Annotated in this window: 24 protein-coding genes and 1 other RNA gene; 11 read left to right on the forward strand and 14 right to left on the reverse strand. The window is 31.5% G+C overall.

From position 1 onward, the window contains the following. Positions 1-262 precede the first annotated feature (262 nt). From AMD28_RS04860 to AMD28_RS04875, 4 genes are all read left to right on the forward strand, one after another. A complete protein-coding gene (locus tag AMD28_RS04860) occupies positions 263-796 on the forward strand; it encodes a TlpA disulfide reductase family protein (RefSeq protein WP_055443036.1) in 534 nt (177 codons plus the stop codon). A 95-nt stretch (positions 797-891) separates the two neighbouring features. Beyond that, positions 892-1,512, forward strand: a complete 621-nt coding sequence (locus AMD28_RS04865) for a thioredoxin family protein (protein ID WP_055443037.1) — start codon at positions 892-894, stop codon at positions 1,510-1,512. Positions 1,513-1,613: 101 nt separating this feature from the next. Continuing rightward, on the forward strand, positions 1,614-1,925 hold the full coding sequence (locus AMD28_RS04870; protein WP_055443038.1) for a rhodanese-like domain-containing protein: 312 nt from the start codon (positions 1,614-1,616) through the stop codon (positions 1,923-1,925). A 15-nt stretch (positions 1,926-1,940) separates the two neighbouring features. Then, positions 1,941-2,330, forward strand: coding sequence for a rhodanese-like domain-containing protein (locus tag AMD28_RS04875; protein WP_055443039.1), 390 nt, complete (start codon positions 1,941-1,943; stop codon positions 2,328-2,330). A 126-nt stretch (positions 2,331-2,456) separates the two neighbouring features. Here AMD28_RS04875 and AMD28_RS04880 read toward each other — a convergent pair whose 3' ends face one another. Further along, entirely contained in the window at positions 2,457-2,702 is a 246-nt protein-coding gene (locus tag AMD28_RS04880) for a GIY-YIG nuclease family protein (RefSeq protein WP_055443040.1), read from the reverse strand. A 322-nt stretch (positions 2,703-3,024) separates the two neighbouring features. Beyond that, positions 3,025-3,418, reverse strand: a transfer-messenger RNA (tmRNA) gene (gene ssrA, locus AMD28_RS18335). A 352-nt stretch (positions 3,419-3,770) separates the two neighbouring features. On the opposite strand from ssrA, the gene AMD28_RS04885 reads away from it, so the two are divergent. Then, complete coding sequence (locus tag AMD28_RS04885) at positions 3,771-4,973, forward strand: NAD(P)-dependent oxidoreductase (RefSeq protein WP_055443041.1); 1,203 nt, start codon at positions 3,771-3,773, stop codon at positions 4,971-4,973. Positions 4,974-4,994: 21 nt separating this feature from the next. Further along, positions 4,995-5,777 (forward strand): SDR family NAD(P)-dependent oxidoreductase, encoded by a 783-nt coding sequence (locus tag AMD28_RS04890; RefSeq protein WP_055443042.1) that lies wholly within the window; start codon positions 4,995-4,997, stop codon positions 5,775-5,777. Here AMD28_RS04890 and AMD28_RS04895 read toward each other — a convergent pair. The 9 genes from AMD28_RS04895 to AMD28_RS04935 form a co-directional block, all read right to left on the reverse strand. Next, positions 5,774-6,439 (reverse strand): DUF1361 domain-containing protein, encoded by a 666-nt coding sequence (locus tag AMD28_RS04895; protein WP_083478241.1) that lies wholly within the window; start codon positions 6,437-6,439, stop codon positions 5,774-5,776. The two genes, AMD28_RS04890 and AMD28_RS04895, sit on opposite strands and share 4 nt — an antisense overlap. Continuing rightward, the gene (locus AMD28_RS04900; RefSeq protein WP_055443044.1) at positions 6,432-6,809 is read right to left on the reverse strand and encodes a ribosomal maturation YjgA family protein; all 378 of its coding nucleotides are present in this window, start codon (positions 6,807-6,809) and stop codon (positions 6,432-6,434) included. Before AMD28_RS04900 ends, AMD28_RS04895 begins: the two co-directional genes overlap by 8 nt. Positions 6,810-6,811: 2 nt before the next feature. Beyond that, positions 6,812-7,120 carry a hypothetical protein gene (locus AMD28_RS04905; RefSeq protein ID WP_055443045.1) on the reverse strand — a complete coding sequence of 103 codons (309 nt, stop codon included), beginning with the start codon at positions 7,118-7,120 and terminating at the stop codon, positions 6,812-6,814. A 158-nt stretch (positions 7,121-7,278) separates the two neighbouring features. After that, entirely contained in the window at positions 7,279-8,649 is a 1,371-nt protein-coding gene (gene creD, locus AMD28_RS04910; RefSeq protein WP_055443046.1) for a cell envelope integrity protein CreD, read from the reverse strand. 92 nt (positions 8,650-8,741) lie between these two features. Continuing rightward, positions 8,742-9,035, reverse strand: a complete 294-nt coding sequence (locus AMD28_RS04915; protein WP_055443047.1) for a winged helix-turn-helix domain-containing protein — start codon at positions 9,033-9,035, stop codon at positions 8,742-8,744. A 31-nt stretch (positions 9,036-9,066) separates the two neighbouring features. Beyond that, positions 9,067-9,522 carry a hypothetical protein gene (locus AMD28_RS04920; protein ID WP_055443048.1) on the reverse strand — a complete coding sequence of 152 codons (456 nt, stop codon included), beginning with the start codon at positions 9,520-9,522 and terminating at the stop codon, positions 9,067-9,069. After that, positions 9,523-9,843, reverse strand: coding sequence for a hypothetical protein (locus tag AMD28_RS04925; RefSeq protein WP_055443049.1), 321 nt, complete (start codon positions 9,841-9,843; stop codon positions 9,523-9,525). Beyond that, positions 9,840-10,448, reverse strand: coding sequence for a hypothetical protein (locus AMD28_RS04930; protein ID WP_055443050.1), 609 nt, complete (start codon positions 10,446-10,448; stop codon positions 9,840-9,842). The genes AMD28_RS04925 and AMD28_RS04930 overlap by 4 nt, the downstream gene beginning before the upstream one ends. A 69-nt stretch (positions 10,449-10,517) precedes the next feature. Then, positions 10,518-11,531 (reverse strand): transglutaminase domain-containing protein, encoded by a 1,014-nt coding sequence (locus AMD28_RS04935; protein ID WP_055443051.1) that lies wholly within the window; start codon positions 11,529-11,531, stop codon positions 10,518-10,520. Between the two features lie 26 nt (positions 11,532-11,557). Between AMD28_RS04935 and AMD28_RS04940 the strand changes: the two genes are divergently transcribed. After that, on the forward strand, positions 11,558-11,926 hold the full coding sequence (locus AMD28_RS04940) for a DUF1801 domain-containing protein (protein WP_055443052.1): 369 nt from the start codon (positions 11,558-11,560) through the stop codon (positions 11,924-11,926). Between the two features lie 107 nt (positions 11,927-12,033). On the opposite strand, the gene AMD28_RS04945 is transcribed toward AMD28_RS04940, so the two are convergent. From AMD28_RS04945 to AMD28_RS04955, 3 genes are read right to left on the reverse strand one after another with little or no spacing between them, the layout of a single operon-like run. Further along, positions 12,034-12,900, reverse strand: coding sequence for a hypothetical protein (locus tag AMD28_RS04945; protein WP_055443053.1), 867 nt, complete (start codon positions 12,898-12,900; stop codon positions 12,034-12,036). 20 nt (positions 12,901-12,920) lie between these two features. Further along, a complete protein-coding gene (kdsA, locus tag AMD28_RS04950; protein ID WP_055443054.1) occupies positions 12,921-13,739 on the reverse strand; it encodes a 3-deoxy-8-phosphooctulonate synthase in 819 nt (272 codons plus the stop codon). A 33-nt stretch (positions 13,740-13,772) separates the two neighbouring features. Then, on the reverse strand, positions 13,773-14,132 hold the full coding sequence (locus tag AMD28_RS04955; RefSeq protein WP_055443055.1) for a hypothetical protein: 360 nt from the start codon (positions 14,130-14,132) through the stop codon (positions 13,773-13,775). A 314-nt stretch (positions 14,133-14,446) separates the two neighbouring features. Here AMD28_RS04955 and typA point away from each other — a divergent pair, with 314 nt between their 5' ends. From typA to AMD28_RS04975, 4 genes are all read left to right on the forward strand, one after another. Beyond that, positions 14,447-16,246 (forward strand): translational GTPase TypA, encoded by a 1,800-nt coding sequence (gene typA / locus AMD28_RS04960; RefSeq protein WP_055443056.1) that lies wholly within the window; start codon positions 14,447-14,449, stop codon positions 16,244-16,246. A 236-nt stretch (positions 16,247-16,482) separates the two neighbouring features. Next, positions 16,483-16,680, forward strand: coding sequence for a hypothetical protein (locus AMD28_RS04965; protein WP_055443057.1), 198 nt, complete (start codon positions 16,483-16,485; stop codon positions 16,678-16,680). 3 nt (positions 16,681-16,683) lie between these two features. Then, a complete protein-coding gene (locus AMD28_RS04970; RefSeq protein WP_055443058.1) occupies positions 16,684-18,072 on the forward strand; it encodes a hypothetical protein in 1,389 nt (462 codons plus the stop codon). After that, complete coding sequence (locus tag AMD28_RS04975; RefSeq protein WP_055443059.1) at positions 18,062-19,552, forward strand: alkaline phosphatase family protein; 1,491 nt, start codon at positions 18,062-18,064, stop codon at positions 19,550-19,552. The genes AMD28_RS04970 and AMD28_RS04975 overlap by 11 nt, the downstream gene beginning before the upstream one ends. Positions 19,553-19,558 lie beyond the last annotated feature (6 nt).

Here is a 19,558-nt window from a genome sequence, read left to right on the forward strand (position 1 = left end):
TAAATCTAAATATAAACTACCAATGTTTTATAAAAAAAAAACTACCATTTTCATGGTAGTTTGTGCAGTTACTAGATATTAAGAGTGAATTGTTGGCTATTAATCGAATCTTATCTAGTAACCGTATTGTCAATTAGATTGTATTTCAGTTATATAATGTTTTAAAAGTGTTACTAAATGTAGAAAAAATAAACAGAAAATTCAAATTAAATTTATGTTAAACACACTTGTGCTTGTTATGGTAATGTATAATTTTATATTTATGAATTTAAGAGTTTTATTTATAGTATTTGTTTTGGTTGTAAGTTGTAAGCAAGAAGACAAAATAAAAGCGGTTTCTTCTAATATTGAAAAGGAACAAGTTGTGGAACCGAAGCTAAATGTGGAGGAGTATAATTTTACGGCATTTGAAAAATTTTTAAATCGGGAAGATGATAAAATATACGTGATTAATTTTTGGGCAACGTGGTGTGCTCCTTGTATTAAAGAGTTACCTCATTTTGAGAAAATCAATGAAACCTATAAAAATAAAAGTGTAGAAGTATTATTGGTTAGTTTAGATTTTCCGAAACAATACGAGAAAAAGCTAATACCTTTTATAGAAAAGCATCAATTGAAATCTAAAGTGGTAGCATTAAATGACCCAGATTCCAATGCATGGATTCCCAAGGTGAGTGAGGAGTGGTCTGGAGCATTACCAGCAACTGTTATTTATAACAAAGATAAACGTGCGTTTTACGAACAATCTTTTAGTTATGAGGAGTTGAAAGCGGAAGTAGATAAGTTTATTAAATAGATGTAACTTTAACTTCTATGCTTCGGAAGAACTAGAATTAAAAAAAACCAATCGTAGACAAGAAAATAATATACCATTAAATAAAAATAACAATTATGAAAAAGTCGATTAAAATAGTTTCCGCATTAGCGATAGTATTGCTTGTAAGTGCATTTACTTTAAATAAAAATAATATAAATCCTGGTTACCAAGTTGGCGATATAGCAACAGATTTCTCTTTAAAAAACATAAATGGTAAAATGGTTTCTTTAGCAGATTTCAATGAAGCAAAAGGATATATTGTCGTTTTTACATGTAATACTTGTCCGTATGCAGTTGCTTATGAAGATAGAGTAGAAGCGTTAAATAAAAAATATGCAGATAAAGGCTATCCTGTAATTGCTATTATGCCTAATAATCCGGAAGTACAACCTGGAGATAGATTAGAGGCGATGCAAGCAAGAGCAAAAGCAAAAGGATTTACTTTTCCTTATTTAATGGATAGCGGACAAAAAATATATCCGCAATACGGAGCAACAAAAACTCCGCATGTTTATATTCTTCAAAAAACGAAGAAAGGAAATGAAGTTAAATATATTGGAGCAATAGATGATAATTACCAAGACGAAACTGCTGTAAATAAAAAGTATGTGGAGAATGCTGTGGATGCTTTATTAAGTGGAAAGGAAATTAAAGAAAAGCAAACAAGAGCAATTGGGTGTTCTATTAAAGTGTAGAACGGACTTGAAATTAATAAAAAAAAATCCGAGGTAGTAATACTTCGGATTTTTTTTCGTCTACTAACTAAAGAAATCTTAATTTTGTAAAAAAATAAAAAATGGCAGATTTAACACAACAAGAATGGCAAGAAGAATTACAGCAAGATGAAAATGCTGTAATATTAGATGTTAGAACAGAAGAAGAAACAGACGAAGGTATTATACCAAATGCAATAGTAATAGACATTTATCAGCCACAAGAATTCATGAGTAAAATTCAAGCTTTAGATAAAACTAAGACCTTTTACGTATATTGTAGATCTGGAGGAAGAAGTGCACAAGCTTGCGCTATCATGAATCAACTAGGTATTGAAAACGCACACAACCTACTTGGTGGATTTAGTGAGTGGACAGGAGAAGTAACTAAATAAAAAAATAACTAACTAATGAAACATGTATCCATACTATTAATTGCTGTACTAACTTTAAGTGTTTTTAGCTGTAAAGACACAGATAGAACGAATATAGAAGTAGTCTCTACACAGGAAATGCAGGCGCTTTTAAAGATGGATAAAGTGCAGTTGGTAGATGTAAGAACTCCAAAGGAATTTAAAAGTGGTTATATTGAAACTGCTCAGAATATAGACTTCTTTTCGCCAACTTTTGATGAAGACATTTTAAAGTTAGATAAAGATAAACCAGTATTATTATATTGTAAGTCTGGAGGGAGAAGTGCCAAATGTGCAGAAAAACTTCAGTTAGCAGGATTTACTAAAATCTACGATTTAGAAGGCGGCATATCCCGATGGAAACATGAAGGGTTGGCTGTTAAGTAATGAGCTGTCCAGAAATAGTTTGACCGATTTAATAAATTATAATAAAAAACCAGAGAAATTAACTTCTCTGGTTTTTTTATGTTTTCAAATTGGATGATTTTTTGTGTTCTAGTTTATATGTGAATTTTAAATCAATCTCTTATTCCTAAAAGCAATTCCAGAACTCATTTTTAAATAGCGTTCAAAATCGTAAGCTTTTTGTTTGTCTATAAATTGAGATAAATGAACTAACTCAATAGGAAGTTTGTCTTTTGTATAATGTACTTCTTTATTCTTATGCGCTTTTAATCTATTCTTAATATTAGTAGTGAAACCCGTATAATAGGTTTCATTATTACATTTTAAAATATAAACAGCATAAGATAATTCCATATCTCTAAATTAAGGAAAATATTCTGCTTCGATTCTTTAATTTTGAAACTTTGTAAAAAAAATGGACGAGTCCACCGAAGTCCTAAAGATTTAATATCCAATAAGAATTAAACATAAAAAAGCCCTACTTCGCTTCAAAAAAAAATGAAGCTTCGTAGGGCGAAGGTGGAGTCAGAGAGAATAACTTTGTTGTTCTCTAGTGACTTAAAAGGTGCAATTACAACTGCCTGTCTTTACAAGGCAGAGGATTAAAAACAACGAAATCCGTTCAAGCAAACTTGACGGATTTCTTTTGTTTTCATTCACAACGCAGTTGTGAGTGTTGTGGAGTCGGAGAGAATCGAACTCTCGTCCAAACAAGTAACCAAAGAGCTTTCTACACGTTTATTCTTTTCTTAGGTTTTCGATTGCAAGCTGGTTAAAGACAACCCACTTACAACTTATCTTCTTTATCTCGAAAGTGCATCAAAGCGCTACACAATCATAGTCAATTTTTACGATATCTCAAATGGAACGCCATTAACTAAGGCTTTCCGGAGACATAAAGCTCGCTCACCTAGTGAGCCGAGGCTTAATCCTACTATAATTCGGATTAGGCAGCTAAAGCGTAGTTATTCTCGCCGTTTAAAAAGTTGAAATAAGTATTTACGAGTATAATTTCATTACTCGACGTGCTTACCGTTTCGTTAATCTCGCTGTCAAAACCAGTCGACCCCAAAATTTATAATGGTAATTAGTGCGTTACCTTTTATTCATACCTCCCAGGTTTTTAAAACCTGTCAGGATCATAAAACGTCAGGCTTTCGGCAGTCGCTTTTTTTGGGAAAAACAAAAAAGAGCTTCAACAATGCCTCAATCCTTAACGCGCGCAAACCTACACAAAAGCATCGGTTTACAAATGCAAAGTTATTAAAAAGTTTGTATAACCTCGCAATTCCTATTACTTTAGTGCAAAAATTATTCCAACCACACGTTCCTGACAAATATTCGTGAACTCGTAGCTAGAATAAATCCAATAGTATAACCATCAGACTCCCACTTATGTGAGAATGAAAAAATAAATTTTTAATGAAATTCGCCATCATAAAAGAACGCAAAAACCCACCAGACAGACGTGTGGTTTTCTCCCCAGAAAAACTAGCCGAAGCTCGTGCCCAATTTCCACAAGCAACTTTTGTTGTAGAGTCTAGCGATATTCGCGTATTTCCAGATGCAGCATACAAAGCATTAGGTTTTGAGGTGACAGATGATGTGTCAGATGCAGATGTCATGATTGGTGTAAAGGAAGTGCCTATTGAAAATTTAATTCCCAATAAGAAATATTTCTACTTTTCACATACCATAAAAAAACAACCATACAACCGTAAGTTACTTCTAGCAATGCTAGAAAGAAACATCGAGATGTATGATCATGAAACTATTGTAAAACAAAGTGGCGCAAGACTTATTGGTTTTGGGCGCTATGCAGGATTGGTTGGAGCATACAACGGGTTTAGAGCACTAGGTTTACGTGATGGATTATTTAACTTGCCTAAAGTAGAAGGTCTTGCCGACTTAGATGCTGTAAAAGCAGAACTAGATAAAATAACACTTCCAAATATAAAAATACTACTTACAGGAACAGGAAAAGTAGCACTTGGTGCTAAAGAAATTCTAGACCATTTGCAAATAAAAGAAGTAAGTGATGCACTTTACCTAACCTCTAAATTTACAGAACCCGTTTATGTAATGGCAGATGTGATGGAATACGCAAAGCGTAAAGATGGTAAAGTAGGTGATAAGTGGGCTTTTTATAAAGATCCAACAGGATATGAAAGTAACTTTATGCCGTATGCCAAAGAAACCGATTTCTTTATCGCTGGACATTTCTATGGTAACAATGCGCCTTATTTGTTTACCCGAGAAGATGCTAAGTCACCAGACTTTAAAATTAATTTAGTAACAGATATTTCTTGTGATGTAGATGGACCAGTAGCTTCCACATTAAAAGCATCCACTATTGCAGATCCTTTTTACGGATATGATGCTAAAACCGAAAGCGAAGTTGCTTTCAATGCAAAAGCCGCTATAACGGTTATGGCTGTAGATAATTTGCCTTGTGAATTACCAAAAGACGCAAGTGAAGGTTTTGGCGAAATGTTTTTAGAACACGTAATTCCTGCATTCTTTAATGAAGATAAGCGTGGTATTTTAAAACGTGCAAAAATCACAGAAAATAAAAAACTAACAGAAAGATTCTCGTATTTACAAGATTACGTAAACGGAAAATAATTTTAAGATTTAAAACCTCCCATGACCAAAACAGCATTAATAACAGGAGCAGCATCTGGATTAGGCTATGAACTAACTCTTTTATTAGCGAAAGATGCTTATAAATTAATTCTAGTAGATATTGATGCAGAAAATCTCGCTAAAGTTAAATCCGAATTAGAACGTGATTTTAAAGTCGAAGTAATAACGCTAACTAAAGATTTAAGTCTTCCAAATATAGCACAAGAAATCATGGATGCTATAGATAATGCACCAGTTGATGTACTTGTAAATAATGCGGGATTTGGTTTGTTCGGTAATTTTTATGAAACCAATTGGGAACGTGAATCTGCGATGTTACACGTGCATATCATGACTACAACCCATTTAACCAAATTAGTGTTAGAAGGGATGGTAGAACGTGGTTCTGGAAAAATATTAAATATGTCGTCATTGGCAGCATTTCAACCAGGACCTTTAATGTCTATTTATTATGCGTCTAAAGGATATATGCTTTCTTTTTCTGAAGCTATTGCTTGTGAGTTAAAAGGAACAGGAGTTACGGTTACGGCATTATGTCCCGGACCAACAAAAACGCATTTTCAAGAAACCGTTTCCGAAGATAGCAAAGACAATAAAATAACCTTTAATATGGCTTGTGCAAAAGAAGTAGCAGCTTATGGTTATAAAGCCATGCTTAAAGGAAAAGTATGTGCTATTCCGGGTGGCTTTAATAAGTTCTTGGCTACCTTACCAAGATTACTTCCTAGAAAGGTTGCAGCCAATATTGTTAGAAAACTACAAGAAAAGAACAGAGAAGATTAAATTTTTTCTGTTTTTTGAAATACTTGAAACATTCGAAAGCTAATTGCTAAAAAACTACCAAAAGTAATTGTGAATAGCCAAACTTCTAAATGTTGGTATGGTTGTATAATCATGTTTAAAATATCGTTAAAAAGGGTAATAGGGTTTTGTAAAATATCCCAAGAATTATATCTTAAAAATCTACCTAAGTAAATCCCAAAAGCGGTTAGCGGAAAGAGCGCATAAATAACATAGCTTACTTTGGATGTACGGATATGCATTTGTAATACTTCTTTTATATCTGCTAGACTTAAAAAGAAAAGTATTAAACCATTATATGCAAAAGAAGTTATTACTAAAACATCTAACCAAAAGTATGGGTTTTCGCTTATTTTTAAATGGATTAAGTCGGTAACAATATAAGGTGCATTTGGCAAAAAGAGTAACCAAATGCCAAACCAGATTGCAAGCTGCCATTTATTGGTTTTCTTTTTACTTTTTAAATAGGTGGTTATAGCATAAGGGATCACGGCTAGAAATAGATTCCATATTAAGAATATGAAGAAAAAAGTATGTGTGATTTTCATGCGTACCATGAGCAAGAATATGCTTAAAAACATAGACACGCTTAGTATCGCAATGACTTTGAATTGGCTAAATAAAACGGGTTTTAAATTATGCATGTTTTTGTGTTTTGAATTCGAATATGAGGATGCTAATAAAACCTAGTGTGTATGCTATTAGATCGGAAAGGCTAAAAGTACTTCCTAAAATAATTTTTGCTAGTTTGTTGTTGTCTAGGTTTGTGATTTCTAGAAAATTGGTGAGTTGTAAAAACTCGATGCCGTAAGAAATAATTAAAACTACTATTGCTATATAAAAGGGTTTGGTTGTAATGCAGCTTTTAAACATACAATAGAGTAGAATTACTGCTAGGTAATCTCCAAAAGTATGGCGTATAAAACCATCTTTTAAAAAGATAGCGATTAAAACTTCTACTATAAAAAGGATTATAGAAGCAATTAGGTAGGTTTTGTTGCACTGTAGTTTCATGATTAAAAAGTATTACCCGAATCTAAAGACCATATTACCAAAAGAATATATCCATATGCTATTGGAATGTTTAATAGCATGATGCCACAAGTTTTTAGTATTTCTATTTTAAAACGTGGAGATACAAATGCCGAGATGATTAGGATTATTAATAAAATGAGGTTTACCCAAAATGCAATTAATGTAAAGCCAAATCCGATTTTTTCTATTCCAAAAGGATTATCAAAATATAGATAAACAGCCAATAATAATGTACCAATTATAAAACTAGATGCTGCTGTTATTTTTCCTGTTAAAATTATATTTTTCATTGTAGTTATTATTTGCGTTAGGGATGGAACGGTTTGTTTGAGCTCTTTTTGTGATAAAAGATTATGGATTACGCTTAAGTTGAAATACAAAAAAGCGAGTAGTGAAAGCCCGACCCTCTGAAGCTTTTTGCGAAAGAGGGTAACGCCCTAGTTATTAATTATCCGTTAGTCCAATCTATTTTTCTAGATACAAACATGACGGTTGCAAGTATGATGAATAAACCAATGCTACCAACTAATAGTGCGTAGTTTTCTAACTGAATGATTACGTAAATAAAGGTGTATAATGCGGTTAGTGATAAACCGATAAATAATGGGAATTTAAAGGTTTTTAGGATGGATTTAGAGTAGAGCGTGATGAGCGCAATTACCGAGATTCCTGCGATGAGATAGGCTTTTAAAAAGTTACTGTGTTCGGATATGGAAACGAGTAAGGTGTAAAACATGGTGAGTGCAATACCGATCATTAAATATTGAAATGGGTGAATATTTATTTTGCTCATGGTTTGGATGAGGAAGAATATAAGGAAGGTTAAACCGATTACTAGGAAACCGTATTTTGCCGAGCGTTCGGATTTTTGATACTCGTCTACCATGACCATAAATTTGGTCCCAAAAGCAAAAGAGTTGAGGTTTGGTATTTTGTTGAGGTGTTGTTGCGAGAATGCTCGGTTGATATGTAGGATTTTCCAGTCGGCTTGAAAACCGTCTTTGGTGATGGTTTTGGTTTCGTCGTTTGGTAAATAGTTTCCAATAAAACTTGGGTCTGCCCAATTAGAAGTCATGCTCATGGTGGTTGTTTTACCAATTGGAATTAACTCTATTTGCTGACTACCATTAAAGGACATGGTGATACTAAAATTGGTGTTTTCGGTTTTGGTAATATCCTCTTCTTTTAGAAAACCAGATTCTAAAATATCTAAATGGTTATTGCTATTTGTATCGTTAAAATTGGTTTGAAACGTATAGGTGTTGCTGTTTAGTTTTAAAAGCATTTCACTTTTAATTCCTTTTAGGTTCGAGGTTTTAATGATTACCGTTGCTTTGTCCCAAATGATGTCTTCTTTTTTTATTCCTTTAGCGGAAAGATCTGTAGGAATGTAGTTTCCTGAAAAGTCCATATTGGTTGAAAATACAGCAGATTCAAAGTTGCCTCTGTTTAGCGTTTTAGATGCTACAGTTGTTTTGGTATCCAGTTTTTCTGGAAAAATATACGCGTAATTGGTATGCGTTTGGGTTTCTTTAAAATAGGTTTTTGTCTTTTCGTTATAGGTTTTGGTTTCGCTATAGGTTTTGTAAGGCACTTTTAAAATGGGTCCGTATACTAAAACATGATTTCCCCATTTCTGGTTTATTTCACTTACTACATCTTGTTGCCTGAAGGAGCGTTCCTTTATTAAACTTTCTATAAAAGATAAAGGCACTAATAATACTAAGGTTAAAAAGCCAATCATTAGCATTCTAGCTGTAATGGATGTTTTTATCCAGTTGCCAAATTTGTTTGTGTGTTGTTTTTGTATTTCTTCCATGATAATTGAGTTTATAAAGTACTTTGAATTTCAAAGTAAAAGATTCAAAAAAAAAGCCTGTGCTTTTTTATTATCCCCTAAAAGGAGGGAAACTATTGTTTATTAATTATTTTTTCTAGGGCTTCAATATGTTTTTTAAATGCTGCTCTACCAAGTTTTGTGGTTGCATAACGTGTGTTGGGTTTTCGGCCAATAAACTGTTTTTCTACGGTAATGTATTCTGCTGTTTCTAACGCTTTGGTATGACTTGCTAAGTTACCATCTGTAACTTCTAGCAACTCTTTTAAGGTTTTAAAATCGGCATACTCATTTACCATTAAAATAGACATGATGCCTAATCTAATGCGATGATCGAATGCTTTATTTATGTTTGTTATTATGCTCATACATTTCCTGTGTTGGCAGGAATCTTTTTATTTAATTTTGGTGTTGCAGTACTTTGGTTACTTTTCCATTTTCAAAATAGATGTCTAATACGTCTGGATCTATATTAAAAAGTCCAGGAACAAATCCAATGCCATAGGCAATGTGATTTTGGTTGTAGGAGTAAAAATCTTTTCCTAATAATTCCGTTATTTCTTCTTTCGTTTTTCCGATTAATATTTTGCTTTCCATGATATCTTCAGACATTTTATATCTTTCCTCAATATTTGTTTCCCATTCTTGTTTATCAAAATCATTTGAAGGATAATACGAAACCGAAAATATCCATAAATAAATTAATCCGAAATAAATTATAGGACTCAAAAATATAGCTGGAATTATGGCTATTAATTTTCTGTTTTTCTCGTTTCCTAGATGTAGCTTTTTTAAAACATACTTCGATAAAAAGTAGGATGGAATTGCTAGAATAAGAATTATTAGAATACTCATCTACTGATAATTAATTTCATTATCATCAATAGTTTTCATCTTATTAAAAAGAATAGCCATTGCAAAACAAATAAAACCAATTAGTATAGAAACTGGTATTAATATAATAATTCCTTGGTTTGTTGTTTTTCGTTTCGCCATTTGGCTGAGGTATAATTCTGCTTGTATAGAATTTTCATAATCATCAATAGTACCATTTTTGTCTATATCAAAACGTTCAAACTGCTGACTGAATTTTTGATTGGAATAGTACGTGTACGTTACTCCAAGTAGATAAACTAGTATCGTTGCTATGAACCCAATTTTTATTGCTTTACTCATTTTTTATCGTATTTAATATACATGATGGTTCCGTAAATAATGTGTAAGACACCAAAACCAAGAACCCAAAGGATAAAACCGTATCCAGGTAATAGTGCGCAAATTAAGCCTAAAATAATTTCTATGAAACCTAAATATCTAATATCTCCAATACTGTATTTAGATGCGTTGACTAAAGCAAGACCATAAAATATTAGCATTAACGCTCCTGCTTGTCCGTATTTTTGTTGTGCTAAAATGATTAGTATATAAATACCCCCAGTAACAAGCGGTATTAAAAAATTAAGAATAAGACGTCTAGAAGTGCCATCCCAAACTTTTTCGTTGTTCTTTTTTGCTTTTCTGGTGGTTAAAAATATTGCTGTTGTAATACTAAAAAAAGCAACTAAAGCTAAAATCAACACACACGTTTTAAAAACCCAACCATCTACAAGTAATGTACCATAACTATGATTGGTAACCAACCAAAAAGCTACAGCTGCACCAATAAGTGCATAGACTCCTGCTAATATTCCAGATAAACCACTTAATGAAATAAAACGGGAGGATTTATTCATTAGGTTTTTAATCTCACTGATGTCTTTTAAATAATCTTTGGCTTCCATATAAAAGTACTTTGAATTACAAAGTAAATAAAATTAAAGGAATCTACCAACATAATTTTTTGTTAAGATTTATAAATTGTTGTTTTGAGTTTCTATTTTAAAACCAATAACTGCTTCTCCATTATTAAATATGGTAAGACTTTTAGCGTTTTTGTTTTTAACTTTTAATGTCACCAAATACCCACTTATTTTATTCTTTTTAACGACTATTTTTTTTGCTCTAAAGTCATTATCCATTAGTGCGTGCAAATTGGTTTTTTGGGGTATGGTGTCAAAATGTAAAGTGATAGTCTTTGTGTTTTTAGTGATATAAAGTATGCCACTATGTTGCTTGGCTATTTTTAGATTCGAATTAAAATAAGCAGAATATAATATAGGAGTAGCAAAGAATTCTTCAAGATTGATGGTGTTTTCTATTAATTGCCATTGCTTTTTCGCAGGAAAATGATCGTTTATTAATTCTTTTGGAGAAGTCAAGAAATAGAAATCATTAAAGCTTTTAATAAATTTTTTGGTTAGCATGTCTTGATATCCTGCAGACCAGGTAACATCAATAAGTTCCCATTTGTTATTTATTTTTACAGAATTCCATGCGTGATCTTTAATTACTCTATCTATACCAATATCATTAATACTAGATTTCGTTAAACCATAAATTATTTGAGATTCTATATGTAGTTTGTTGCATAACGTTTTATATAAAATCGAGTACCCATAACAGTTCGCCTCTTTGGAATTAAAAACGTATTTTATTATATCGGCCTCTTTTTTTTGTCGGGCTCTATTTTTTTGATATTCTGAAAAGTAAATGTTATGTGTTTTATTGATGTATATACTATTGTAATCATCATTGTATTTTACATTTAACGCAATCCAAGTGAAAATAGCTCTAGCTTTTTCGATGTCGGTTTTAAAATCATTAGAAATTCTAATGGTTAAAGTTTTTGCATCTCTGAAAGTAGGATAGCTCGCTACTTTTTTATCTATAGAGTTATACTCATATATATTAGAGTTATACTCATATATATTAGAGTGACACGCTAGAGAAATTAGGAAAAAAAATGTAGATATTAGTAGTTTCATAATTACAATTTACATAAAATAAAACTATGAATCCAGCAGAGCAATATATAATCAATCAACCAGAACCATATCGTTCTATCTTAATGCATTTGCAAGTAGTTATAGAACATACCTTACCTGAAGCAGCATTGAAATATAAGTGGCGCATTCCGTGTTATTATATAAATAGCAAACCTATTTGTTATTTAAATGCAAGCCATAAAAAGGAGTTTGTAGATGTTGGTTTTTGGCATGCTGCTCATTTGCCTAAAAAATACGAAGCACACTTGGTTAGTGAAAACCGCAAATTAGTAAAGTCCTTACGATATAAAACCTTGGAAGAAATTGAGGGTGCTGTTTTTATAGAAATACTTCAAGAGGTCTATAAAAATAAAGACAAAAGCTTTTATAAATAGATAGTAAAAGAAAAGCAACTCTTTCTTTAAAATTCATTCTCCTCCTTGAAAGAAGGAGGAGCGTTGTTTCTTTATTTTGGAAACTTTTAAACGGAAATGTTTAATAATTAAATTCTAAACCTTCCTCCAACAGAAATAACACGTTGTAAGTACCAAAAGTGTTGTGATGCTTTTTCATTAGTATTGCTAGTTGTTCTAATGTCTGGCATATTAATAAAACCACCTCTTAAATCGGTTTCAATAAAAAAGTATTTAAAGAAAGTAAGGTTTAATCCTACGTTTAATGAAACACCATAACCGGCAAGATGAAACTCATCATATCTATCTTTTTGTAAAAGTGTCGTGTTTGTTTTTGGGTATAAAACTCCTGCTCCAAAACCTTCGGTTATATTTATTTGAAAAGTATCGGTGTTATTGATTTTTAAAAGGGATGAGATATCATCAAATCTATTTAATTCTAAATACACATAGTTTAATCCGTTAGTGTGTTCGAATTTTAAGAAATCTTTGGAAACAAAGTATTCGTCACCAGTAAATTCTTGATTGTAAATACTGCCTTCTTCCTCTTCTGGAAGGTCTATATAACCACTCACGTTTTTGAATTTATTTCTTTTCATTACATATTTCATGTGGTCTACACCAAATGCAACATTGTATTTGTCGGAAATAAAATAACCAACCTTTACGTTGGTTTGTGGTATGGTCATCCTTGTCGGATTTATATAATCGACATGCCAACCTTTTGGTTTGTCTTTTGCAGAAGCATCATGAATAGTGAAATCATAACCATCACCTTGAAATCTAATATCCGATTTAGAAAAGGTTTCTCTGTTTCCTCCCCAGCTTATAAAGAACTTTCCTTTATTGTTAGCGGTATATTTTTCTGGAGCAATAACATCTTCTTGTGCAATTGTAGTAGTTGAAAGTAATATAAGACTGAATAGTGCTAAATATTTTAGCGTTGCATTTTTCATTAAAAAGAAATTTGGGGTAATTATAATGCGTTTATGGTTTTTCTAATAGCTACCAAGTTGGTAAGCAATTTTTCTAAATTATCGAGATGTAACATATTTGCACCATCGCTTTTTGCGTTAGCAGGATCAAAATGTGTTTCAATAAATAAACCATCTACATTGTTTACTATTCCAGCGCGTGCAATAGTTTCTATCATATCTGGTCTTCCTCCGGTAACACCAACGCTTTGGTTGGGTTGTTGTAAAGAGTGTGTAACATCTAAAACGGTAGGAGCGTATTGACGCATGGTTGGTATGCCTCTAAAATCTACAATCATATCTTGGTAGCCAAACATAGTTCCTCTGTCTGTTATCCAAGCTTTATCGCTTCCGGAGTCTTTTACTTTTTGCACCGCATGTTTCATGGCTTCCGGACTCATAAATTGTCCTTTTTTTAAGTTTACCACTTTACCTGTCTTTGCAGCAGCAACCACTAGATCGGTTTGTCGGACTAAAAATGCAGGTATTTGTAAAACATCTACATATTTTGCAGCAAGAGCAGCATCGCTCACTTCGTGAATATCTGTTACTGTAGGTACATCGAATTTTTCAGAAACTTTCTTTAAAATTTCTAATGCTTTTTCGTCTCCAATACCTGTGAAACTATCAATTCTACTTCTGTTTGCTTTTTTAAAACTTCCTTTAAATATGTAAGGTATTTCTAATTTATTGGTTATTTCTAATACTTTTTCTGCAATACGAAATGCCATTTCTTCACTCTCAATAGCACATGGTCCTGCTAAAAGGAAAAAATTGTTAGAATTGGTATGTTTTATCTTTGGAATATCTTGAAGATTCATCTACTTAAAATTTAAGCGACAAAGATAATCAAATTAAAAACTCTTTTTCATACTATTTCTCATAATCCATAATGCCATGATAAAGTTAGCGGCTACAAACAATCCGCTATAAACGGCAACCTGTTTTGTAACGTTTGAAAAATTAACAATCTGAAGAGATTCAGAAATATAGGCAATTATCATATAAGAAGATAAACACACAAAAGTGATACCTAAACCAAAATTTAATCTGTTGTTAGGTTTTATTATTTGCCATATAAATGGAATGCCAAACAATAATATAGGGTAGGCAGAAACACCTTCTATTTTGTTAATGTCTGTAAACCAATACGCTATTATAGTTAGGAAATATAAATATGGGACAAATTTGGAGTACTTTGTAATTAGGTTCATAATGCTATTTTTTTCAGTTAGGGAAAAATTAAAATTTTGTTTTAATTACTTTAGGGGGTAATTAAATATTAGAACGAAAAATAGGAATAAAAATTACATTGTTTTGCTATTATAACAAATAATTAACTAAAAAAAGAGGTTATGTTAATTTATGGTTTGTTAAAGTGTTAAAATCATAAAAACGGACTTTTTTACAGTGCTATTTATAAGCGGTTGAGCGTCAGTATATTTTATAGAAATTATAAATACTTAATAAGATGCATATTATCACAAGAATTTAATGTACCTTTGCACGCTTAAAATAAGGCACTATTATGGCTAATATTAAAAATATCGCAATTATTGCACACGTAGATCATGGTAAAACTACATTAGTAGATAAGATCATGTACCATTGTCAACTATTTAGAGAAAACCAGAATACTGGGGACTTAATTCTAGATAACAACGATTTAGAACGTGAAAGAGGAATTACAATTACTTCTAAAAACGTATCTGTAGTTTACAAAGACACAAAAATTAATATCATTGATACTCCTGGTCACGCCGATTTTGGTGGAGAAGTAGAGCGTGTATTAAATATGGCTGATGGTGTTGTACTATTAGTAGATGCTTTTGAAGGTCCTATGCCTCAAACACGTTTTGTATTACAGAAAGCGATTGATTTAGGATTAAAACCTTGTGTGGTTATTAATAAAGTAGATAAAGAAAACTGTACTCCTGATGAAGTACATGAAAAAGTTTTCGATCTAATGTTCGAATTAGGAGCTGAAGAATGGCAGTTGGATTTTCCAACCGTTTATGGTTCTGCTAAGAACAACTGGATGAGTGACGATTGGAAAAATGAAACAGACAATGTAGAACCATTATTAGATATGGTTATAGAGCATGTTCCTACTCCTAAATTTGAAGAAGGTACTACTCAAATGTTAATTACATCTTTAGATTTCTCTTCTTTTACAGGTCGTATCGCGATTGGTAGATTACAAAGAGGTACTCTTGTAGAAGGACAACAAGTTTCTCTAGTGAAAGCAGATGGAACAGTTACAAAGACAAGAATTAAAGAATTATTTATTTTTGAAGGTCTTGGACGTAAGAAAGTAGAAAGCGTTCAAACTGGAGATATTTGTGCTCTTGTTGGTGTTGAAGGATTTGAAATTGGTGATACCATTGCAGATATCGAAAACCCTGAAGGTTTAAAATCTATTGCAATAGATGAACCTACAATGAGTATGTTATTTACTATTAACGATTCTCCTTTCTTTGGTAAAGATGGAAAATATGTAACATCTCGTCATATTAAAGATCGTTTAGAAAAAGAATTAGAAAAAAACTTAGCACTTAAACTTGGTGAAACCGGTAGTGCAGATAAATTTATGGTTTTTGGTCGTGGTGTATTACACTTGTCGGTTTTAATCGAAACGATGCGTCGTGAAGGTTATGAATTACAAATTGGACAACCACAAGTAATCATTAAAGAAATTGATGGTGTTAAATGTGAACCAATTGAAGAATTAACCATTGACCTTCCAGAAACAGTATCTGGTAAAGCGGTAGAGTTTGTAACGAAGCGTAAAGGTGAGTTATTAAGTATGGTCGCTAAAGGTGAACGAATGATTTGTGAGTTTATGATTCCTTCTCGTGGTATTATTGGTTTACGTAACCAATTACTAACAGCAACTGCTGGAGAGGCTATTATGGCACACCGTTTTAAAGAATACCAACCATTAAAAGGTGATATTCCTGGACGTATTTCTGGATCTTTAATTTCTATGGAAAACGGAACAGCGATTCCTTACTCTATTGATAAATTACAAGATAGAGGTAAGTTCTTTATTGAGCCAGGAGAAAGTGTTTATGAAGGTCAAGTAATTGGTGAGAACTCTCGTCAAGATGATATGGCTGTAAATATTACTAAAGCTAAAAAGCAAAGTAATGTACGTAGTTCTGGAGCAGATGATAAAGCTAAAATTGTACCTGCAATTAAATTCTCTTTAGAAGAAGCTTTAGAATACATCCAAAAAGATGAGTATGTGGAAGTAACGCCAAACCACTTACGTTTACGTAAAATTTGGTTATCGGAAACAGATAGAAAAAGAAACAAGATCGCTTAAGTAAGAACTTAAGTATCCAATTATAAAAATTACGTCAAATAGTTCACGCTAATACTGTGAATCTATTTGGCGTAATTTTGGTTTTAGGTATATCTGTATTTTAAAACTATCTAGTTTTAAATGAAGCCATTGTAAGTAGCTTTTCTATTGGTGTAGAAATACATTAGAGATATTTAAACTAAAAAATTAAGATAATTGTAAAGTTTAAGTTTAGTATATTTACAAAAAATTTCAATATGCATTTATTATATTTCGATCCAGGTTTAGGCGCAATGATTATTCAAGCAGTTGTAGCAGCAGTAGCTGGTGTTATATTATTTTCTAAAGGTTTAATGTATAAGATTAAAACCTTATTAGGTTTTTCTAAAAACCAAGAAGAAGATATTTTTGACGATATCGAAATTAAAGATCAAGATTCAGAAACAAAACTATAGTTCGTGATAGATAACAGCAAGCACGCTTCTTCGTTTAGAGATCCTTCTGGTTATATTTTTACGGAAGAAGGAGTTATTAAGCGAGCAATATTTCCTATATATTTTAAACAATACAACGCCTTAACATCCTCTGGTTTTTTTGATAGTTTATTTAAAAACAAACTATTAGTTCCGCATAGCGAAATAACAAAAACCGAAGATAAGATTGTTATACAACCAGATAATATTCCATTTATAACCTATCCTTACGAGTGGAGTTTTAACATGTATAAAGAAGCTGCGTTATTAACGTTAAAGCTTCAGAAATACAGCTTAGAAAAAGGATTTTCACTTAAAGATGCAACAGCATTTAATGTGGCCTTTCATGAGGGGAAAGCTATATTTATAGATACGCTTTCTTTCGATTTTTATCAAGAGAATACACCTTGGCGAGCATACAAACAATTTATTACCCATTTTTTAGGACCATTAGTTTTGGCTCATTATCACGGCGCACAATCTTTAAAGTTGATGAGCAATTTTATAGATGGAATTCCTATTAAGATGTTAGCTTCTATGCTTCCGTTTAAAACAAAAATGAATCCGTTTTTATACTCTAATATTCACTTATTAGCAAAGTTTGAAGACAAGCATAACGAAGATTATAAAGGCGAATCTAAAGCTACTGCATTATCTAAAAAAGGACAATTAAACATCATACAAAGTTTGTATGATTATATTAAAAAACTGTCTTTAAAAGAGCATAGCGAATGGGGTAATTACTACGATAAAACCAATTATAGTACAGATGCTTTTGTAGAAAAATCTGCAATAATTGATATGTGGATAGAAAATGTACAAGCAAAAACGCTAATTGATGTTGGTGGAAATGATGGTACTTTTGTTAGAAAAATAAATACAGATTTAAAGCAAGCCTTGGTTTGTGATATTGATAATAATGCAGTAGATTTTAATTATAAAACCATTAGAGAAAATAAAGAAACCTTTATTACTCCTTTTGTTTTAGACGTTTTAAATCCTTCTGCAGCTATAGGTTTTCAAAATAAAGAACGAGATTCTTTTATTAATAGAATGAAAGATTTTGCTCCAGATGTTACATTAGCTTTGGCAGTAATTCATCACATGTCTTTATCTGGTAATGTAACTTTTGAAATGTCTGCGCAATTTTTTGCTTCGTTTTCTAAGCACTTGGTTATCGAGTTTCCAAAAAGAAACGATTCTTGGGTACAACGTTTGTTAAATAGTAAGGTAGATTTTAAAGACCATTTTGATTGGTATTCTTTAGAAAACTTTGAAGCAGCTTACACAACTTATTTTGAGGTTATAGAAAAGAAACCTATTGCAAATAGTGAACGGGTAATGTTTTTACTAAAGCCAAAACATGTTAAGTAATTTACGGAAAAAATTCATTTCATTTTTAGGAAGTAATAAAGAAACACCAATTGTCGCGGCAATAGCGGCAGGTTTTTACCCTTTAGTTTTTAATTTTGAGAAAAATTTCACTTTAGTAAATTCTTGGTCGCAATTTTACTTTTATTGTTTATTCTATTTGTTATTTCCCATAGTGCTTTTTGCTTCTTTGCATTTTTTGTTTAAAAAATATGATGTACTAAAAACAAAAAGAAAGTATTTAATTCCTGTTTTAAACTTTACTTTTTTTACCTTATTGCTATATGTAAATACTAATGGAATAAGCAAAAAAAAACTAGGTTTACTGTTTGTTTTTATAGCCGGTTTTTTAGCTTTATTGACCTATAAACACTTTAAGAAAATTGTAGTTATTCAATTAATTTTAGGAATTATTGTCATTCCTTCATTGATAAGTAAGATTAGTGGATTTGTTTCCTACTCTAGTAAATGGACACAACAACCAGATGCAATAGAAGAAGTAGTCTTTAAAAACACGCCCAATATTTATGTCATTCAAGTAGATGGATATGCTAATTTTTCAGAACTAGATAAAGGACATTATAATTTTGATAATAGTGCGTTTAATGCATATTTAAGCGATAATGATTTTAAGAAATATTATAACTATAGAAGTAATTATTTTTCTACTTTAAGTTCTAATAGTTCTTTTTTTTCGATGAAGCATCATTATTATAATTCTCCAAATAAAAGTCAAACAGAATTATATAATTCAAGAGATATTATTGTTGGTGAAAATCCAGTATTATCTATATTAAAAAAGAACAATTATAAGACAAATCTATTATTAGAATTTTCTTATCTATTAGTAAATAGACCGAAATTAGCTTATGATTATTGCAATATAGATTATTCTAATTTATCTTATTTTTCTAGAGGATTTGAAAAACAATATGATATAATTGCAGATTTAGAAACGGCATATAAAAATAATAAGGATACTTCTAACTTTTATTTTATTGAAAAAATATCTCCTAGCCACGTTAGTACTTCAGAATATGGTACAGATTCTAAAGAAGAAAGGGAAATATATTTAAATCGTTTACAGGAAACCAATGTTTGGCTTAAAAACATAATCAGAACTATTGATACTAATGATAAAAATGCACTTATAGTTATTAGTGCAGATCATGGAGGCTTTGTAGGTCTAAATTCTACTTATGAGGCTAGAACAAAACAAGACGATTCAAAAATTATAAAATCTATATTCACTAGTATGTTGGCGATTAGGTGGCCAAGTGAGGCACCTAAATTTGACTCTAAATTTAAAACGCCAGTTAATTTATTTAGAATATTATTTGCCCATTTAGCAGAAGATGAGTCGTATTTAGAAGACTTACAAGAAGATAAAAGCTATATGGTAATAAAAAAAGGTGCCCCTTTTGCAGTTTATGAACTAATAAATGAAAAAGGAGAAGTTGTTTTTAATAAATTAGTGAATTAACCTCCC

This window comes from Lacinutrix himadriensis (genome assembly GCF_001418105.1).
Classification (GTDB): domain Bacteria; phylum Bacteroidota; class Bacteroidia; order Flavobacteriales; family Flavobacteriaceae; genus Oceanihabitans; species Oceanihabitans himadriense.

Bases quoted from the DNA above. Each gene is read 5' to 3' on its own strand.
- AMD28_RS04860 (WP_055443036.1), top strand. From the start codon at position 263: ATGAATTTAAGAGTTTTATTTATAGTATTTGTTTTGGTTGTAAGTTGT.
- AMD28_RS04865 (WP_055443037.1), top strand. From the start codon at position 892: ATGAAAAAGTCGATTAAAATAGTTTCCGCATTAGCGATAGTATTGCTT.
- AMD28_RS04870 (WP_055443038.1), top strand. From the start codon at position 1,614: ATGGCAGATTTAACACAACAAGAATGGCAAGAAGAATTACAGCAAGAT.
- AMD28_RS04875 (WP_055443039.1), top strand. From the start codon at position 1,941: ATGAAACATGTATCCATACTATTAATTGCTGTACTAACTTTAAGTGTT.
- AMD28_RS04880 (WP_055443040.1), bottom strand. From the start codon at position 2,702: ATGGAATTATCTTATGCTGTTTATATTTTAAAATGTAATAATGAAACC.
- AMD28_RS04885 (WP_055443041.1), top strand. From the start codon at position 3,771: ATGAAATTCGCCATCATAAAAGAACGCAAAAACCCACCAGACAGACGT.
- AMD28_RS04890 (WP_055443042.1), top strand. From the start codon at position 4,995: ATGACCAAAACAGCATTAATAACAGGAGCAGCATCTGGATTAGGCTAT.
- AMD28_RS04895 (WP_083478241.1), bottom strand. From the start codon at position 6,439: ATGCATAATTTAAAACCCGTTTTATTTAGCCAATTCAAAGTCATTGCG.
- AMD28_RS04900 (WP_055443044.1), bottom strand. From the start codon at position 6,809: ATGAAACTACAGTGCAACAAAACCTACCTAATTGCTTCTATAATCCTT.
- AMD28_RS04905 (WP_055443045.1), bottom strand. From the start codon at position 7,120: ATGAAAAATATAATTTTAACAGGAAAAATAACAGCAGCATCTAGTTTT.
- creD (WP_055443046.1), bottom strand. From the start codon at position 8,649: ATGGAAGAAATACAAAAACAACACACAAACAAATTTGGCAACTGGATA.
- AMD28_RS04915 (WP_055443047.1), bottom strand. From the start codon at position 9,035: ATGAGCATAATAACAAACATAAATAAAGCATTCGATCATCGCATTAGA.
- AMD28_RS04920 (WP_055443048.1), bottom strand. From the start codon at position 9,522: ATGAGTATTCTAATAATTCTTATTCTAGCAATTCCATCCTACTTTTTA.
- AMD28_RS04925 (WP_055443049.1), bottom strand. From the start codon at position 9,843: ATGAGTAAAGCAATAAAAATTGGGTTCATAGCAACGATACTAGTTTAT.
- AMD28_RS04930 (WP_055443050.1), bottom strand. From the start codon at position 10,448: ATGGAAGCCAAAGATTATTTAAAAGACATCAGTGAGATTAAAAACCTA.
- AMD28_RS04935 (WP_055443051.1), bottom strand. From the start codon at position 11,531: ATGAAACTACTAATATCTACATTTTTTTTCCTAATTTCTCTAGCGTGT.
- AMD28_RS04940 (WP_055443052.1), top strand. From the start codon at position 11,558: ATGAATCCAGCAGAGCAATATATAATCAATCAACCAGAACCATATCGT.
- AMD28_RS04945 (WP_055443053.1), bottom strand. From the start codon at position 12,900: ATGAAAAATGCAACGCTAAAATATTTAGCACTATTCAGTCTTATATTA.
- kdsA (WP_055443054.1), bottom strand. From the start codon at position 13,739: ATGAATCTTCAAGATATTCCAAAGATAAAACATACCAATTCTAACAAT.
- AMD28_RS04955 (WP_055443055.1), bottom strand. From the start codon at position 14,132: ATGAACCTAATTACAAAGTACTCCAAATTTGTCCCATATTTATATTTC.
- typA (WP_055443056.1), top strand. From the start codon at position 14,447: ATGGCTAATATTAAAAATATCGCAATTATTGCACACGTAGATCATGGT.
- AMD28_RS04965 (WP_055443057.1), top strand. From the start codon at position 16,483: ATGCATTTATTATATTTCGATCCAGGTTTAGGCGCAATGATTATTCAA.
- AMD28_RS04975 (WP_055443059.1), top strand. From the start codon at position 18,062: ATGTTAAGTAATTTACGGAAAAAATTCATTTCATTTTTAGGAAGTAAT.